Annotated in this window: 16 protein-coding genes; 2 read left to right on the forward strand and 14 right to left on the reverse strand. The window is 69.9% G+C overall.

Annotation, left to right across the window (positions count from 1 at the left end; all coding sequences use genetic code 11):
- Nucleotides 1–10 precede the first annotated feature (10 nt).
- Nucleotides 11–1024, forward strand: a complete 1014-nt coding sequence (locus ACFKCF_RS01310; protein WP_394489702.1) for an adenosine deaminase — start codon at nt 11–13, stop codon at nt 1022–1024.
- A gap of 151 nt (nt 1025–1175) precedes the next feature.
- On the opposite strand, the gene ACFKCF_RS01315 is transcribed toward ACFKCF_RS01310, so the two are convergent.
- The 6 genes from ACFKCF_RS01315 to ACFKCF_RS01340 all read right to left on the reverse strand — a co-directional run bounded on the left by ACFKCF_RS01315 (nt 1176) and on the right by ACFKCF_RS01340 (nt 8013).
- Complete coding sequence (locus ACFKCF_RS01315) at nt 1176–1649, reverse strand: GNAT family N-acetyltransferase (RefSeq protein WP_394489704.1); 474 nt, start codon at nt 1647–1649, stop codon at nt 1176–1178.
- A 173-nt stretch (nt 1650–1822) separates the two neighbouring features.
- On the reverse strand, nt 1823–2560 hold the full coding sequence (gene dapB / locus ACFKCF_RS01320) for a 4-hydroxy-tetrahydrodipicolinate reductase (protein ID WP_394489706.1): 738 nt from the start codon (nt 2558–2560) through the stop codon (nt 1823–1825).
- 89 nt (nt 2561–2649) lie between these two features.
- Nucleotides 2650–3960 (reverse strand): M16 family metallopeptidase, encoded by a 1311-nt coding sequence (locus tag ACFKCF_RS01325; protein ID WP_394490022.1) that lies wholly within the window; start codon nt 3958–3960, stop codon nt 2650–2652.
- Nucleotides 3960–6311: a polyribonucleotide nucleotidyltransferase gene (locus tag ACFKCF_RS01330; protein WP_394489708.1), complete on the reverse strand. Its 2352-nt coding sequence runs from the start codon at nt 6309–6311 to the stop codon at nt 3960–3962. The genes ACFKCF_RS01325 and ACFKCF_RS01330 overlap by 1 nt, the downstream gene beginning before the upstream one ends.
- 304 nt (nt 6312–6615) lie before the next feature.
- Complete coding sequence (rpsO, locus tag ACFKCF_RS01335; RefSeq protein WP_185071789.1) at nt 6616–6885, reverse strand: 30S ribosomal protein S15; 270 nt, start codon at nt 6883–6885, stop codon at nt 6616–6618.
- A gap of 201 nt (nt 6886–7086) precedes the next feature.
- Nucleotides 7087–8013 (reverse strand): bifunctional riboflavin kinase/FAD synthetase, encoded by a 927-nt coding sequence (locus ACFKCF_RS01340; protein ID WP_394489709.1) that lies wholly within the window; start codon nt 8011–8013, stop codon nt 7087–7089.
- Nucleotides 8014–8095: 82 nt separating this feature from the next.
- On the opposite strand from ACFKCF_RS01340, the gene ACFKCF_RS01345 reads away from it, so the two are divergent.
- Entirely contained in the window at nt 8096–9118 is a 1023-nt protein-coding gene (locus ACFKCF_RS01345) for a TRM11 family SAM-dependent methyltransferase (RefSeq protein ID WP_394489711.1), read from the forward strand.
- Nucleotides 9119–9143: 25 nt separating this feature from the next.
- On the opposite strand, the gene truB is transcribed toward ACFKCF_RS01345, so the two are convergent.
- From truB to rimP, 8 genes are all read right to left on the reverse strand, one after another.
- Nucleotides 9144–10016, reverse strand: coding sequence for a tRNA pseudouridine(55) synthase TruB (truB, locus tag ACFKCF_RS01350; RefSeq protein WP_394489713.1), 873 nt, complete (start codon nt 10014–10016; stop codon nt 9144–9146).
- On the reverse strand, nt 9998–11053 hold the full coding sequence (locus tag ACFKCF_RS01355; protein ID WP_394489715.1) for a bifunctional oligoribonuclease/PAP phosphatase NrnA: 1056 nt from the start codon (nt 11051–11053) through the stop codon (nt 9998–10000). Before ACFKCF_RS01355 ends, truB begins: the two co-directional genes overlap by 19 nt.
- Nucleotides 11050–11505: a 30S ribosome-binding factor RbfA gene (rbfA, locus tag ACFKCF_RS01360; protein WP_394489717.1), complete on the reverse strand. Its 456-nt coding sequence runs from the start codon at nt 11503–11505 to the stop codon at nt 11050–11052. The genes ACFKCF_RS01355 and rbfA overlap by 4 nt, the downstream gene beginning before the upstream one ends.
- 39 nt (nt 11506–11544) lie before the next feature.
- Nucleotides 11545–11841 carry a DUF503 domain-containing protein gene (locus ACFKCF_RS01365; protein ID WP_192790972.1) on the reverse strand — a complete coding sequence of 99 codons (297 nt, stop codon included), beginning with the start codon at nt 11839–11841 and terminating at the stop codon, nt 11545–11547.
- 120 nt (nt 11842–11961) lie between these two features.
- A complete protein-coding gene (infB, locus tag ACFKCF_RS01370) occupies nt 11962–15099 on the reverse strand; it encodes a translation initiation factor IF-2 (protein ID WP_394489719.1) in 3138 nt (1045 codons plus the stop codon).
- 125 nt (nt 15100–15224) lie between these two features.
- Entirely contained in the window at nt 15225–15524 is a 300-nt protein-coding gene (locus ACFKCF_RS01375; RefSeq protein WP_185071781.1) for a YlxR family protein, read from the reverse strand.
- Nucleotides 15508–16512 (reverse strand): transcription termination factor NusA, encoded by a 1005-nt coding sequence (gene nusA, locus ACFKCF_RS01380; RefSeq protein ID WP_394489721.1) that lies wholly within the window; start codon nt 16510–16512, stop codon nt 15508–15510. Before nusA ends, ACFKCF_RS01375 begins: the two co-directional genes overlap by 17 nt.
- A gap of 12 nt (nt 16513–16524) precedes the next feature.
- Entirely contained in the window at nt 16525–17010 is a 486-nt protein-coding gene (gene rimP / locus ACFKCF_RS01385; RefSeq protein WP_394489723.1) for a ribosome maturation factor RimP, read from the reverse strand.
- Nucleotides 17011–17248: the final 238 nt, after the last annotated feature.

Here is a 17248-nt window from a genome sequence, read left to right on the forward strand (position 1 = left end):
GCTTGGGCGTGTGAAGGACTTCATCGCGGGGCTGCCCAAGTGCGAGTTGCATCTGCACATCGAGGGCACGCTGGAGCCCGAGCTCAAGTTCGAGCTGGCCGGGCGCAACGGTCTGGAGCTGCCGTACTCCTCCGTCGAGGAGATGCGGGCCGCCTACGCCTTCGACAGCCTGTCGTCCTTCCTCAAGGTCTACTACGAGGGCATGCAGGTCCTGCGCACCGAGCCCGACTTCTACGACCTGGCCATGGCCTACCTGCGCAAGGCCGCCGAGCAGAACGTCCGCTACGCCGAGATCTTCTTCGATCCGCAGGCCCACACCTCGCGGGGTGTGCCGTTCGACGTGGTGATCCGCGGGCTGCGGCGGGCGCTGATGGACGCGGAGACGCAGCTCGGGGTGCGGGCGCAGCTCATCATGTGCTTCCTGCGTGACTTCCAGGCCGAATACGCGATGGCGACGCTGCTGGAGTCGCTGCCGTACAAGGAGTGGATCGCGGGCGTGGGGCTCGACTCCGACGAGAGGGGCAACCCGCCGGCCAAGTTCGCGGCGGTCTACGAGCGCGCCAGGCAGGAGGGCTACCTCCTGACCATGCACTGCGACGTCGACCAGGAAAACTCGATCGAGCACATCCGCCAGGCCGTCGAGGACATCGGCGTCAACCGCATCGACCACGGCGTCAACATCCTGGAGGACCAGCGGCTCGTGGAGGTCGTCCTGGAGCGGGGCATGGGGCTGACCTGCTGCCCGATCTCCAACGGCTACGTCACCGACTCGATGAAGGCCGAGGGCATCCGCAAGCTGATGGACCTGGGCGTGCGCGTGACGGTCAACTCCGACGATCCCGCCTATTTCTCGGGTTACGTGGCCGAAAACCTCGAGGCGCTGCAGGGCGCGCTCCAGCTCACCCGCGAGGAGCTGGCCCAGCTCGAACGGAACGCCTTCGAGATCACCTGGCTCCCCCGCCACCTCAAGGACGCCTATCTGGCCGAGGTGGACGCCTACCTCGCCTCGACCGCCATTCGATAAGGGCGAACGGAAGTCAAGCCGGCGCGAGGCTCTGGGCGTCGAGCCGGGGGTCGCGCACCCGCAGACTCCCTTCGCCGCAGTGGGCCCGCGGGCGGCAGCGCTACCGCCCTGACCACGGCGCCCCCGAGCATGGCGCCTGTGACCTCTCGCTCTAGTGGCGCATCACCACGCGGGGCGCGATCTCGATGCCCAGCTCCCGCTCGTGCTCCACCAGCGCGCGCAGCTGCGGGCCCCACTCCTCCGCGGGCATCACCGAGAAGCCGTGCCGCGTGTACCACGGCGCGTTCCAGGGCACGTCGCGATAGGTCGTCAGCGTCACGGCCGGCGCCCCGGCGGCGCGCGCGTGGTCGAGCACCGCCGCGACCAGCCGCCCGCCGATGCCCTGGCGCATGTGGCCGGGATGCACCGCCAGCTGATCGAGGTGCAGGTTGCCGTCCACCCAGCCGATCAGCGCGAACCCCCTGGGAGGCGTCCCCTCGACCAGGACCGTGAGGGGGTCGTCCACCTCTTCGATCATGGTGGTGCCGGGCGGGAAGACGATGTCCACCTGCTCGAAAAGCTTGTCCGCCGCCAGCTCGATCGCGGTCAGCCCGGAGAGCTCACCTGCCTCGGCCCATCTCACCATGCCGACACGATCTCATGGTGGAGCCGGATCCCGCCGCTCATATTTTAATGTTGATGATCGTAAGGCCCGGCTGTGCGGAGCCGGGGCCCTCTCCTCACGACGTGCCCACGACCGTACGGTTGTGGGCACGTCGTGTGCGGCCCTATCGAGCTCCCCTACCGAGGTCAGGAAGGTCAGAGGTCGAGGAGCGGCTCGAGGCCCACGGTGAGGCCTGGGAGCTCGCGTACGCGGCGCACCCCGAGCAGCACGCCCGGCGTGAACGACGCCCTGGTCATCGTGTCGTGCCGGATCGTGAGGATCTCGCCCTCACCGCCCAGCAGCACCTCCTGGTGCGCGATGAGGCCGGACAGCCGCACGGCGTGCACGTGGACGCCTCCGACGTCGGCCCCGCGGGCGCCGTCGAGCGCGGTGCTCGTGGCGTCGGGCATCTGGCCGACCCCCGCCTTGGCGCGCGCCTCGGAGACCAGCTCCGCCGTGCGGCGGGCGGTGCCGGACGGCGCGTCGGCCTTGTTGGGGTGGTGCAGCTCGACGATCTCGACCGACTCGAAGTAGCGGGCGGCCTGCTGCGCGAAGTGCATCATGAGCACGGCCGCGATGCCGAAGTTGGGCGCGATCAGGCAGTGGGTGCCCGGCGACTCGGCCAGCCAGCCGCGCACGGTCTCCAGCCGCCCCTCGTCGAACCCGGTCGTGCCCACCACCGGGTGGATGCCGTGCCGGATCGCCCATTCGAGGTTGCCCATGACGACGTCGGGATGGGTGAAGTCGACCACCACCTCGGCGCCTTGGAGCCCCTCGATGGAGTCGTCCTTGTCGATCGCGGCCACCAGCTCCAGGTCGGAGGCCGCCTCGACCGCCTTGCACACTTCGACGCCGACGCGCCCGCGGGCGCCCAGCACACCTACCCTGATCACAGGCCAACCCTATACCAGCGGGAAAACCCGCCCATGGGACCGCCGGCCCACTGTCGTGGCCGATCAGGACCCATGTGACGGGTTTGTCCTTAGGGGCGGACGGCTTCGGTGAAGTCCTTGTCGCCGTACGGGCCGATCACGGCGAGCGTGAGCGGCCGCTTGAGCACGTCCCGCGCCACCTCGTCGATCTCGTCGGGAGTGACCGCCTCGATGCGTGCCAGCACCTCGTCGACCGACATCAGCTCGTCGTAGACGAGCTCGTTCTTGCCGATGCGCGACATGCGCGAGCCGGTGTCCTCCAGGCCGAGCACGAGCCCGCCGCGCATCTGGCCCTTGCCGCGCATGATCTCGTCGGCGCTCAGGCCCTCGGCCACCAGCCTGGACACCTCGTCCCGGCAGATCTTGAGCACGTCGTCGATCTTCGACGGCAGGCAGCCCACGTAGATCCCGAACTGGCCGGTGTCGGCGTAGGCCGAGGTGTAGCTGTAGGCGGAGTAGGCCAGGCCGCGCTTCTCCCTGATCTCCTGGAAGAGCCGGGACGACATGCCGCCGCCCAGCGCCGCGTTGAGCACGCCCAGCGCGAACCTGCGGTCGTCCGTACGGGACAGGCCGGTGGTGCCGAGCACCAGGTTGGCCTGCTCGGTCGGCCGGTCGAGCACCCGCACGCCGGAACGCAGCTCGGCCCCGGGACCGCTGGTGCGCGGGGGCGCGAACTCGGCCGGGCCGCCCAGCGCGCCCGCCCGCTCGTACGCCCTGGTGACCAGCTCGACGACCTCTTCGTGCCGGATGTTGCCCGCCACGGACACGACCGTGCGGCGGGGCCGGTAGTAGCGGTGGTAGTACTCGGCGATCCGCTCGCGCCCGAGGGCGTTGATCGACTCGACCGTGCCGAGGATGGGCCGGCCGATGGCCGAGTCGCCGTAGAGCGCCGCGGCGAACTGCTCGTGCACCACGTCAGAAGGGTCGTCGTCGTGCATGGCGATCTCTTCGAGGATCACGCCGCGCTCGGACTCGACGTCCTCCTCGGTCACCAGCGAGCTGGTCACCACGTCGGCCAGCACGTCGACCGCGATCGGCAGGTCCTCGTCGAGCACGCGTGCGTAGTAGCACGTGTACTCCTTGGCGGTGAAGGCGTTGATCTCACCGCCGATGCCCTCGATGGAGGCTGAGATCTCCATGGCGTCGCGCGTCGGGGTGCCCTTGAACAGCAGGTGTTCGAGGAAGTGGGTGGCCCCCATGTGCTCGGGAGCCTCGTCACGCGAGCCGATGCCGACCCACATGCCGACCGCGACGCTACGCACGGTCGGCATGGTCTCGGTCACCACGCGCAGCCCACCTGGGAGGACGGTGCGCCTGACCACCCCGGCTCCGTCCCGGCCGGGGTGCAGCGTGGTCGTGATCACGAGTTTCGGTCGTCCCCGTCGGCGCTGCCGCGCGTGCGCACGCGGGTGCGGGTGCGGCGGGGCCGCTCCGGCTTGTCCTCGGCGGGCGCCGCGGCGGCCTCCTCGGCCTGCGGGGCCTCGGCGCCCTCGCCACCTTCGGCGGGGGCCGCGGCGGCCTTCGCCTCCTTCTCGGCGGCCTCCTTCTCGATGACCTCGACGGGCACCAGCGAGAGCTTGCCCCGGGCGTCGATCTCGGCGATCTCGACCTGGATCTTCTCGCCGACGCTCATGACGTCCTCGACGTTCTCGATGCGCTTGCCGCCGTGCAGCTTGCGGATCTGGGAGACGTGCAGCAGGCCGTCCTTGCCGGGCAGGAGCGAGATGAACGCGCCGAAGGCCGCGATCTTGACGACCGTGCCGATGTAGCGCTCACCGACCTCCGGCATGTGCGGGTTGGCGATGGCGTTGATCGCCGAACGGGCCGCCTCGGCCGACGGGCCGTCGGTGGCGCCGATGTAGATCGTGCCGTCGTCCTCGATGGTGATCTCGGCGCCCGTGTCGTCCTGGATCTGGTTGATCATCTTGCCCTTGGGGCCGATGACCTCGCCGATCTTGTCGACCGGGACCTTGATGGTGATGATGCGCGGCGCGGTCGGGTTCATCTCCGCCGGGGAGTCGATCGCCTCCTGCATCACGTCGAGGATCGCCAGGCGCGCGCCCTTGGCCTGCTTGAGGGCGCCCGCGAGCACGCTCGCGGGGATGCCGTCGAGCTTGGTGTCGAGCTGCAGGGCGGTGATGACGTCCTTGGTGCCGGCGACCTTGAAGTCCATGTCGCCCATGGCGTCCTCGGCGCCGAGGATGTCGGTCAGCGTGACGTACGTGTCACCCTCGCCGATCAGGCCCATCGCGATGCCCGCGACCATCTCCTTGAGCGGCACACCCGCGTCCAGCAGCGCCATCGTGGAGGCGCAGACCGAGCCCATCGAGGTGGAGCCGTTGGAGCCGAGCGCCTCGGAGACCTGGCGGATGGCGTACGGGAACTCCTCGCGGGTCGGGAGCACCGGGATCAGCGCCCGCTCGGCCAGCGCGCCGTGACCGATCTCGCGGCGCTTGGGCGAGCCCACCCGGCCGGTCTCACCGGTGGAGTAGGGCGGGAAGTTGTAGTTGTGCATGTAGCGCTTGGTCCGCTCAGGGTTGAGCGTGTCGATGACCTGCTCCATGCGCAGCATGTTGAGCGTGGTGATGCCCAGGATCTGGGTCTCGCCGCGCTCGAACAGCGCCGAACCGTGCACCCGGGGCACCACGTGGACCTCGGCCGAAAGGGCGCGGATGTCCTTGGTGCCGCGGCCGTCGATGCGGACGCCCTCCTTGATGACCCGCTCGCGCATGAGCTTCTTCATCACCGAGCGGAACGCGGCGGAGATCTCCTTCTCGCGCCCCTCGAACTCGGGCAGGAGCTTCTCGGCGGCCAGCGCCTTGACCTTCTCCAGCTCGTTCTCGCGCTCCTGCTTGCCCGCGATGGTCAGCGCGGCGGCCAGCTCGGTCTTCACCGCGGCCTCGACCGCGGCGTAGACGTCCTCCTGGTAGTCGAGGAAGACCGGGTATTCGGCCGTCTCCTTGGCCGCGACCTGCGCGATGCGCGACTGGGCCTCGCACAGCACCTTGATGAACGGCTTGGCGGCGTCCAGGCCCTGCGCGACGGTCTCCTCGGTGGGCGCGACGGCCCCGTCGGCGACCAGCTTCAGCGTGTCCTTGGTGGACTCGGCCTCGACCATCATGATCGCGACGTCGCCGTCCTCGAGCACGCGGCCCGCGACGACCATGTCGAACGTGGCCCGCTCCAGCTCGTGGTGCGTCGGGAACGCCACCCACTGGCCGTCGATCAGGGCGACGCGCACGCCGCCGATCGGGCCGGAGAACGGCAGCCCGGCGAGCTGGGTGGACAGCGACGCGGCGTTGATCGCCACCACGTCGTAGAGGTGGTCGGGGTTGAGCGCCATCACCGTGGCGACGACCTGGATCTCGTTGCGCAGGCCCTTCACGAACGACGGGCGCAGCGGCCGGTCGATCAGGCGGCAGGTGAGGATCGCGTCCTCGGAGGGACGGCCCTCACGCCGGAAGAACGAGCCGGGGATGCGGCCCGCGGCGTACATGCGCTCTTCGACGTCGACGGTGAGCGGGAAGAAGTCGAAGTTCTCCTTCGGGGACTTCGACGCGGTGGTGGCCGAAAGCACCATCGTGTCGTTGTCGAGGTAGGCGACGGCGGAGCCAGCCGCCTGGCGCGCGAGACGACCGGTTTCGAACCGGATCGTACGCGTGCCGAATGCGCCGTTGTCTATGACGGCTTCAGCGGTGTGGACACCCTCCACGGGGGACCTCCTTGTGGTCGGTCTCCCGCGCCCTTTTTCTCACCGGCACCCTCGTTAGGTGCAGCGCCGGTCTTCGATCGAAGCGCCCGGTCTCATTTCACTGTCAAATTCCTACCGGAAGCCACTACCGAGGACCGGCCCGCAGGCGTCGCGGGTCGCATGGTGCTGAACGGACGCGGGGGCTGTGTGTCTCGGATCTTCAGTTGTAGGTCAGATGTGACAACGTATCCACATCGCCACATATCCGACCATATGGCTTTACCCATATGAGAAGGGAGCGGCGCGTTCGCCGCTCCCTTTCATGCTATCGGCGCAGGCCGAGCCGCTCGATGAGCGAGCGGTAGCGCTGGATGTCGACCTTCTGCAGGTACTTCAGCAGGCGACGCCGGCGACCGACGAGCAGAAGCAGGCCACGACGGCTGTGGTGGTCGTGCTTGTGCGTCTTCAGGTGCTCGGTGAGCTCGCTGATGCGCTTGCTCAGCAGCGCGATCTGCACCTCGGGCGACCCGGTGTCGCCTTCGGCCGTCGCGTATTCGCCGATGATGGACTTCTTGGCAGCGGTGTCGAGGGACACGGCTCTCCTTTGAGCTACGGGCACGCGCGAACGATGATGAAAGATGCGAACGACCGTGCGTGCCTACAGTCGCCGCGTGAAGGCCGTCATGGGCAGCGCGCAGCGGCGCCGCTACTGAGCCGACATGCAAGGTTACCACTTCACGCGGAGTGCCCGGGTGCTCCTTTTCCCGGCTTCATCCGCGTCGCGATTTCGCGGGTTTCAGCTCGTGAGGCGACGGGCGGCGTCGACATCGGCGTGAATCTGCTCGATCAGCGCCTCGATGGAGTCGAATCGCGTGTTGCCGCGCAGGCGGGCGTGGAATTCGACCGCGACGTGCACTCCGTAAAGCTCTAGATCATCCCGGTCCAGCGCATAGGCCTCGACCGTCCGCGGCACTCCCTCGAACGTCGGATTGGTGCCGACCGAGATCGCCGCCGGCCACCGCTCCCCCTGGTAGAGCGCGGGCAGGTTGGCCATCGGCACGCACTCCAGCCACCCCGCGTAGACGCCGTCGGCCGGGATGGCGGTGTGCTGGGCGGTCTCGACGTTCGCGGTCGGGAAGCCGAGCTGGCGTCCGCGCTGGTAGCCGCGGACGACCACGCCCTCCACCCGGTGCGGCCGCCCGAGCTGCTCACCGGCGCCCTCGACGTCGCCCGCGACGATCCGCTCGCGGATCGAGGCGGAGGAGACGGCGTCGAGCAGGGGCACGGCCTCCACCTCGAAGTCGTACTTGTCGCCCAGCGTCCGCAAAGTCTCGACGTCTCCGCTGGCCTCGTGGCCGAACAGGAAGTCCTCGCCCACCACGACGACGGCCGCCCCCAGCCGCTCGGCCAGGACGGCCTGGACGAAGTCGTCTGGGCTCGTCCGCGACAGGTCGAGCGTGAACTCCACCACGTCGATCTCGTCCACCCCGAGTCCGGCCAGCAGCTCGGCCCTGCGCCGCGGGCCGGTGAGCCGCAGCGGGTGCGTCCCGGGCCGCACGACCTCGTCGGGGTGCGGCTCGAACGTGACGGCCACGCTGCGCAGCCCCCGCTCGCGGGCGATGGCGACAGCGCGCTCGACCACCCGCCGGTGCCCGCGGTGGACCCCGTCGTACACGCCGATGGTGACGACAGACCTTCCCGAACCCTGCACGCTAGGCCCCATTCGCTCGTGGCGGATCAATCCCACCCAAGCCTGCCACGCGCGTCACCGTTCGCTCCAATCGAGGGCGATAGGATCGGGCATCATGCCTCGTTACGCGCTTCTGATCCTGCCTGCCTTCAACCGGGTCTACGGGGAGAGCTCCATCCGGCTGACCAGGAGTGAGCTGGTGGTCTTCAGTACGTACGGCCTGGGCGGCAAGGTCACGGCCAGCGAGGAGACCGCCATCGGCGGTGTGCCGTATGTGACCTTCGAGACATCCGAGCCGCTGACGCAGCCGGACATTTCTCTTTTGTCAAACCTTTCCTCTGTTTATGCGATTTTCGGGATGGAAGGTGAGCTGCTCCGGCCGCTCTCCATGTCGTCGCGCGACCGGCTGAGCAGCGACCTGATCACCATCCAGAAATACGCCGGCAAGACCAACGAGCACTTCACCAAGCTGCTGCTCAACGTCACCCTGCTGGCCGGCGCCAAGGGGCTCGGCGAGCGGCTGTCGGTCTTCGACCCGCTGTGCGGGCGCGGAACGACGCTCAACCAGGCCCTCATGTACGGCTACGACGCCTACGGGCTCGACGTCGACGGCAAGGACTTCGAGGCCTACACCGGGTTCATCAAGACCTGGCTGCGCAACAAGCGGCTCAAGCACACCGCCGAGACCGTGCCGGTGCGGCGCGAGCGGGCCCTGGTCGGGCGGCGGCTCAACGTCACGTTCGGGCTGTCGAAGGAGGCGGTCAAGGCCGGTGACGTGCAGCACCTGGCCGTGGTCAACGCCGACACCCTCAAGAGCAGAGACTTCTTCAAGCCGCGTTCGTTCGACGCCCTGGTGACCGACACACCCTACGGGGTCCAGCACGGCAGCAAGGGCGGCGGCGGGCTGTCCCGCAGCCCCATGGAGCTGCTCCGGCAGGCCGTCCCCGGCTGGGCCGAGCTGCTGCGCCCCGGCGGGGCCATGGGGATCTCGTGGAACACCTACGGCGGCAAGAGCTCGGAGCTGGCCCAGATCCTCGAAGGTGCGGGGCTCCAGGTGATGGAGGACTACCCCGACTTCGAGCACTGGGTCGACCAGGCGATCGTCCGCGACATCATCGTCGCCCGCAAGCCCTCCTGACCACGTGTGAGGCCCTGAGAGGGGTCTAGGAGACGAAGACGGCGAGGGGTTTGGCCACTCGGCCGTGCTCCTCCACCAGGGCCAGCAGCTCGCCCTCAGGCCCGAACACGCCGATCGGTCCCTTGCCCAGCCCGGCGGCCGGCAGCCGCCCCCCGTGCCCGATGACGCGTGCCTCCTCGGCCGTCACGTCGCGGCGCGGGAACGCCGCCGCCACCGCCTCCCCGATGGGCAGGATCACGCACTCCTCGGCGAGCTGGTCGATGGTCCTGGCCAGGGACAGGCCGTAAGGCCCCACGCGGGTGCGCCGCAGCGCCGTCAGATGCCCGCCGACGCCGAGCGCCGCGCCCAGATCGCGGGCCAGCGCCCGGATGTAGGTGCCGCTGGAGCAGGTCACGACCGCGTCCACGTCGACGACGTCGTCGTGCGCCCGGATGTCGAGCACCTCGAACGACCGCACGGTGACGGGCCGGGCCCGCAGCTCGACCTCCTCGCCCGCGCGGGCCATCTTGTAGGCGCGCTGCCCGTTGACCTTGATGGCGCTCACCTGCGGCGGGATCTGCATGATCTCCCCGGTCAGCACCGCGACGCCCTTGTGGATCTCGGCCGCCGTGACGCCCGACGCCGAAGCCGTGGCGGTCACCTCGCCCTCGGCGTCGTCGGTGTTCGTGCTCACGCCGAGCCTGATCGTGGCCTCGTACACCTTCTCGGTCAGCGTCAGGTGGCCGAGCAGCCTGGTGGCCTTCTCCACGCCGACCACCAGCACGCCCGTCGCCATCGGGTCGAGCGTGCCCGCGTGCCCCACGCGGCGGGTGCCCGCGATGCGCCGCATCTTGGCCACCACGTCGTGCGAGGTCCACTCGCCCGGCTTGTCGACGATGATCAGCCCGCTCTCGACCATCCAACCTTCCCAAGTTCGCGCCGGAAGGCGTCCATGGTCGCCTCCACGGTCTCGTGCGAGGTGTAACCGGCCGCGTTGTGGTGCCCGCCGCCGCCCAGGGCCGCGCACACGGCCCCGACGTCGGCCTTGCCCTTGGAACGGGTGGACACCTGCCAGTCGCCCTGGTCGTCCTCCTTGAGCACGACCGCGACCTCGGCCTCGTCCGTGCGCCGGACGATGTCGATGATGCCTTCGAGCTCCGCGTACGGGAGCCCGTGCGCGGCCCGGTCGACCCGGGTCACGTACGTCCAGACCAGCCCGTTCTCCAGCGCCGCCCGATCGAGGGCGGCGGCCAGCACCTTGAGGTAGCCGAACGGGGAACGGTCCCACAGCTCGCGGGCGATCTCGTCGGTGCGCAGCCCGGTCGCCACGAGCCTGGCCGCCATCTGGTGCACGGCGGGCGTGGTCGAGGAGTGCCGGAAGGACCCCGTGTCGGTCACCAGCCCGGTGTAGAGACAGACGGCGATGTCACGGTCGAGCCGCCCGCCGAGCCGGTACATCAGCTGCTCGGCCAGCATCGCCGTCGCGGCGGCCGTGGAGTCGATGAGGCTGAGCGTGCCGAACCCCTCGTTGGAGGGGTGGTGGTCGACGACGATGACCTCACGGGCCCTGGCGGTGTTCTCGCGCAGGAGCCCGAGGCGTTCGAACGTCGAGGCGTCGAAGGTGATCATCAGCTCCGGCGCCGCCGGGTAGTCCTCCGGCGGCACCAGCATGTCCTGGCCGGGCAGGAAGCGCAGCAGCCGCGGCACCACGAAGTGGTGGTCGCCGAACGACGCGACGACCCGCTTGCCCATCGACCGCAGCACGAACCCCACGGCCAGCATCGACCCGAGGGCGTCGCCGTCGGGCGTCACGTGGCAGGCCAGCGCGATCTCGTCGGCCCGGCCGATCAGCCGCAGGGCCCGGTCCCATGCGGCCTCGGGGATCGCGCCGCCGGTGACCGTACGGGGGTCCGCACGGAACGGGCGATCCGCTCTGTCGCGCACGTTGGGCGTCACGCTTGGTCGTCCCCGCTCAGGTCCCCCTCGCCCTCGTCGGGCTTGCGGTAGGGGTCGGCCTCGCCGGCGTAGGAGGCGCTCTCGGCCCGGCGCGCCACCTCGGCGTCCCGGGACCGGGCGGCGGTGATCAGGTCGTCGAGGTGACGGGCGGAGTCGGGCAGCGGGTCGTGCTTGAACGTCAGCGTCGGGGCGAAGCGCACGCCGGTCTGGCGGCCCACCTCGGAGCGGATGATCCCCTTGGCGCTCTCGAGGGCGGCCGCGCTGTCGGACCGCTCGGCCTCGGAGCCGTACACCGTGTAGAACACGGTCGCCTCGCGCAGGTCGGCGGTGACACGCGTGTCGGTCACGGTGACGAAGCCCAGGCGCGGGTCCTTGATCCGGCGCTCCAGCATCTCGGCGACGATCTGCTGGATGCGGTCGGCGAGCTTCCGCGCTCGTGCGGCATCCACCATGTTCGCTCCCCCTCACGCACGACCTGGCCGTGCAGTCGTTCAATCTTCGTCGTTGTAGAGCCGGTGCCTGGCCGACAGCAGCTCGATCTCCGGGCGGAAGGCCACCATCCGCTCGCAGGCGTCCATGATCTCGTTGCAGTTACCCGCGGAGGAGGAGACCACCGCGACGCCGACCTCGGCCCTGCGGTGCAGGTCGAGATGGCCGGTCTCGGCCACCGCGATGCTGGGATAACGGCGCTGCAGCTCGGCGATCAGCGGCCGCACGACAGAGCGCTTCTGCTTCAGCGACCTGACGTCGCCGAGCAGGATGTCCAGGGTCAGAGCACCCACATACATCGTTGGTCACCACCGCTTGGCCTGGTGTGGTGAGCGCACGCCCGGCCTGCTGCGGTGGGGACCAGGCCAGGGCGTGCGAGAGGCGCCCGGTGGATGTCCCGCCGGGCGCCGAGCCGCGCGTCAGTCTCGCGGCTTCTCCCGCATCTCGAAGGTTTCGATGACGTCGCCTTCCTTGAGATCGTTGTAGCCGATGCCGATACCGCACTCGAAGCCCTCGCGGACCTCGGTGACATCGTCCTTCTCCCGCCGCAGCGAGGAGACGGTGAGGTTGTCGGTCACGACGACACCGTCGCGGATGAGGCGCGCCTTGCTGTTGCGCACGATCCGGCCCGAGCGGACCAGCGAACCGGCGATGTTGCCGATCTTCGGCACCTTGAAGATCGCGCGGATCTCCGCCGTGCCCAGCTGGACCTCTTCGAACTCGGGCTTGAGCATGCCCTTGAGCGCCGCTTCGATCTCCTCGATCGCCTGGTAGATGACCGAGTAGTAGCGGATGTCGACGCCCTCGCGCTCGGCCAGGTCGCGCGCCCGAGGCTCGGGGCGGACGTTGAAGCCGATGATGACCGCGTTGTCGTCGGCCACGGCCAGGTTGACGTCGTACTCGGTGATCGCGCCGACCGCGCGGTGCAGGACACGGAGCCTGACCTCGTCGCCGACGTCGATCTTGAGCAGGGCGTCTTCCAGGGCCTCGACCGAACCGGACACGTCACCCTTGATGATGAGCTTGAGCTCGTCGACGCTGCCCTTCTCGAGGTCCTTGAAGATGTCCTCGAGGCTGCGGCGACGGCTCGACTTCGCCATGTCGGCGCTGCGCTTGCGCGCCGCGCGCTGCTGGGCGATCTGGCGGGCCATCCGGTCGTCGGTGACGACGATGAAGTTGTCACCGGCGCTCGGCACGGCCGTCAGACCCATCACCAGGACAGGACGGGACGGCGTGGCCTCGTCGACCGGCTCGCCGTTGTCGTCGAGCAGCGCCCGGACGCGGCCGAAGGCCTCGCCACAGACGATCGAGTCGCCGACGCGCAGCGTGCCGCGCTGGACCAGGACGGTCGCGACGGGGCCGCGACCACGGTCGAGGTGAGCCTCGATCGCGATGCCCTGGGCGTCCATCGTCGGGTTGGCCCGCAGGTCGAGCTCGGCGTCCGCGGTCAGCAGGATGGCCTCGAGGAGGTCGTCGATGCCCGTGCCGTTCTTCGCCGAGATGTCGACGAACAGCGTGGAACCGCCGTACTCCTCCGCCACCAGACCGTACTCGGTGAGCTGGGCCCGGACCTTGTTGGGGTCGGCGCCCTCCTTGTCGATCTTGTTGACCGCGACCACGATCGGCACGTCGGCCGCCTGGGCGTGGTTGAGAGCCTCGATCGTCTGCGGCTTCACACCGTCGTCGGCCGCGACCACCAGCACCGCGATGTCGGTGGACTTGGCGCCTCGGGCTCGCATGGCGGTGAACGCCTCGTGACCCGGGGTGTCGATGAAGGTGATCTTCCGGTCCTGGCCCTCGTGCTCGGCGGCGACCTGGTAAGCACCGATGTGCTGGGTGATGCCACCCGCCTCGCGCGCCACCACGTTGGTCTTGCGGATGGCGTCGAGCAGCTTGGTCTTACCGTGGTCGACGTGACCCATGACGGTCACGACCGGCGGGCGCGCGGCCAGGTCGGCCTCGTCGCCCTCGTCCTCGCCGAACTCGATGTCGAAGGCCTCGAGAAGCTCGCGGTCCTCCTCCTCCGGGCTGACGACCTGGATGTTGTAGTCGAGCTCGGTGCCGAGGATCTGCAGCGTGTCCTCGCTCACCGACTGCGTCGCGGTCACCATCTCGCCGAGGTGCAGCATGATCTGCACGAGCGAGGCGGGGTTCGCGCCGATGCGGTCGGCGAAGTCGGACAGCGACGCGCCGCGCGGAAGGCGGATCGTCGCGCCGTTGCCGCGAGCGACCTGCACGCCGCCGATCGCCGGCGCCGACATGTTGTCGAACTCCTGGCGCCTCTGGCGCTTCGACTTGCGCCCGCGGGCCGGACGGCCGCCGGGACGCCCGAAGGCGCCTGCGGTGCCGCCACCGCGACCGCGACCGCCGCCACCGGGACGACCGCCGAAGCCACCGCCGCCGCCACCGGGACCACCGGTGCCGGTGCGCTGACCGGTGCCGCCGCCACCGCCGGGACGACCGGCGAAGCCGCCGCCACCACCGGGACGACCGCCGCCGCCACCACCGCCGGGACGGCCACCGCCGCCACCACCGGGACGACCGCCACCGCCGCCACCGCCGCCAGGACGGCCTGCGCCGCCACCGGGACCGGCAGGGCGACCCTGCGGCATCATCATCGGGTTGGGACGCGGACCGCCGGGACGGGGACCACCCGCACCGGGACCAGGACGCGGACCGCCCGCACCGGGCGGGCCCGGACGCGGCCCGGGACGGGGACCGGCGTCACCGGTGCCGCCACGACCCTGCGGCGGACGCGGCATCGCACCGTCGCGCGGCGGGCCGTCGCGACGCTCGCGGCGGTCGGGACCGCCGCCGTCACGCGGGCCGCCGGGACGCGGCGGGCGGGACTGGCCCATGCCGCTGGCGGTCGAGGAGAACGGGTTGTTACCCGGACGCGGACCACGCGGGCCCGGCTTGGGGCCCGGACCGGGGCGGGGACCGCCACCGTCACGCTGGCCGCCGGGACGCGGCGCCTGCCGGTCGCCCCGGTCGCCGCCGCCGTCCCTGGGACCCGGACGGGGCGCGGGACCCGGCTTGGGGCCGGGACGGCCACCGCCAGGGCCGGCACCAGGGCCGGGACGCGGACCCGGAGTCGGGCGCGCGGGCGCGCCGCTCTCGAACCGTGCCTGAGGAGCCCCGGACGTCTCACCGCGAGCAGCCTCGGGCTGCTGCGGCGGCTGGTGGGGCATGGGCACCGGCGGGCGCGGCTGACCGCCGCCCGCGGGGCCCGGACGCGGACCCGGACCGGGCCTGGGGCCCGGCCCCGGACGCGGGGCTGATGGGGTCGGCGCCTGCGCGGCGCCATTACCGGCCTGGCCTTCTGCCGGCCGGGGAGCAGCCTTGGGCGGCTGCGGCCTGTTGGACGGCTGTCCGCCGCCTCTGGAGGGCCCACCCTTCGATGCGCCCAGAGCTTCGGTGAGCCTGCGGACCACCGGCGCCTCGATGGTCGAGGACGCCGAGCGGACGAACTCTCCCATCTCCTGGAGCTTGGCCATGACGACCTTGCTCTCTACGCCGAACTCCTTAGCGAGCTCGTATACCCGGACCTTCGCCACTGCACTCCCTTACTCGGCCCGGGAGGCTGGCTATGCCGTCCGGACCGTCGCTAACTTGACGTCTTCATCGCCGCGTGCTCATCAGGCGCTCATAGCAATCTGACTCCGCCCATCAACTCGGCGTCCTACATGACATTTGCGTGGTCTCCCTCCAGTTGCGCCCGCACGCGCGAGACGTCAAGCGGCCCCGCTACGCGGAAAGCGCGCGGAAACGCTCGGCGACGCTCGGCAAGCTCCAGACAGCTCAAGGACGGATGCAGCGATGCACCGCGGCCAGGAAGCCGTCCTCGCAGGTCAGGGACCACATGGTCCTCGACCCGCACCAGACGGAGCAGCTCGGACTTAGCCGTACGAACCCTGCAGCCCACACAGGTGCGCTGTGGGGTCGCTTGGCCACCATATTCCAGCTTACCGTGTTGACGCATCTACGGAACCGGCGGCATCTTCGGCCTGAGTATCCGGCCGGATGTCGATCCGCCATCCGGTGAGTCTCGCGGCAAGCCGGGCGTTCTGGCCCTCTTTCCCGATGGCCAGCGAGAGCTGGTAGTCGGGCACGATCACCCGTGCGACGCGACCCTCGAGATCGAGCACCTCGACATGGGAAACACGCGCAGGTGACAGGGCATTCCCCACGAACTCCGCCGGGTCTTCCGACCAGTCGATGATGTCGATCTTCTCGCCGTGCAGCTCGGTCATCACGTTGCGCACCCGCGAGCCCATCGGCCCGATGCAGGCGCCCTTGGCGTTGACGCCGGGCTTGCGGGAGCGGACCGCGATCTTCGTACGGTGGCCCGCCTCGCGCGCCACCGCGGCGATCTCCACGGTGCCGTCGGCGATCTCGGGCACCTCCAGCGCGAACAGCTTCTTCACCAGCCCGGGATGCGTGCGCGACAAGGTGACGGAGGGGCCCTTGTGGCCCTTCTTCACCTGCACGACGTAGGCGCGGATGCGCTCTCCGTGCACGTATTCCTCGCCGGGGACCTGCTCGGCGTGCGGCAGCACGGCCTCGATCTTGCCGAGGTCGACCAGCACCACCCGCGGGTCCTTGCCCTGCTGGATGACGCCGGAGACCAGCTCGCCCTCGCGGCTGGCGAACTCACCGAAGTTGATCTCGTCCTCGGCGTCGCGCAGCTGCTGCAGGATGACCTGCTTGGCGGTGGTGGCGGCGATCCGGCTGAAGTTGTTGGGCGTGTCGTCGTACTCCCTGACGACCTCGCCGTCCTCGTCGAGCTCGGCGGCCCAGATCGTGACGTGACCGCTGCTGCGGTCGAGCTCGGCGCGCGCCTTGGAGGCGGCGCCGTCGGTGCGGAAGTAGGCGATCAGCAGCGCGTCCTCGATCGCCTTGACGACCAGGTCGAAGGAGATGTCCTTTTCTCGCTCGAGGCTGCGCAGGACGCTCATGTCGATGTCCACGACGGCTCCCCCTTAGCCTTCGTCGCCGTCGACGTCGTCGATCCGGCGGAACTCCACCTGTACCCGTCCCCGGGTCAGGTCCTCGTAATCAAGCCTGCGTGCGGCGCCCGCGACGTCGAGGTCGACACCGGCCTCGTCCGCGGCCAGGATGCGGCCCTCCACCACGCTGCCGTCTCTCATCTCGGCCTTCACCAGGCGTTTCGCGGCGCGGCGCCAGTGGCGTGGCTCGGTGAGCGGGCGGTCGACGCCCGGCGAGGAGACTTCCAGCGTGTAGGCCGACTGGCCCATCGAGTCGTCGTCGTCGAGGGCCGCGGAGACGGCCTGGCTCACGTCGGCCACGTCGTCGAGGCTCACGCCGCCGTCGCGATCGACGATCACGCGCAGCAGCCGTCTCTTGCCGGCCTGGGTGACCGTGATGTCCTCAAGATCGAGGCCCTCCGCGCTGACCACAGGCTCAAGGAGCTTCATCAGGTGGTCGCGGGGTGATGCGCTGCCCATATCGACCTCCCCTATTGTCATGTCTCAGCCGGGCGGACCTCGCCTCTGGCTCTCCGCCGTCTGGCCGCTCAGCCAGCGACGACAGTTGACACCCTATCTGTATGGGGGCACGGAAAGAGCGCCACTCGTCGTGGTCGAATGGCGGAGCGTCGCCTGACAGCGATCGCGGGCACCAGCCCGTACGATGCTACCGACGAGAAAGCCCCCGAAGGGCCCGCCGCCACGGCGTCGATCGGGC

Source organism: Nonomuraea sp. JJY05 (assembly GCF_043496855.1).
Taxonomy (GTDB): Bacteria; Actinomycetota; Actinomycetes; order Streptosporangiales; family Streptosporangiaceae; genus Nonomuraea.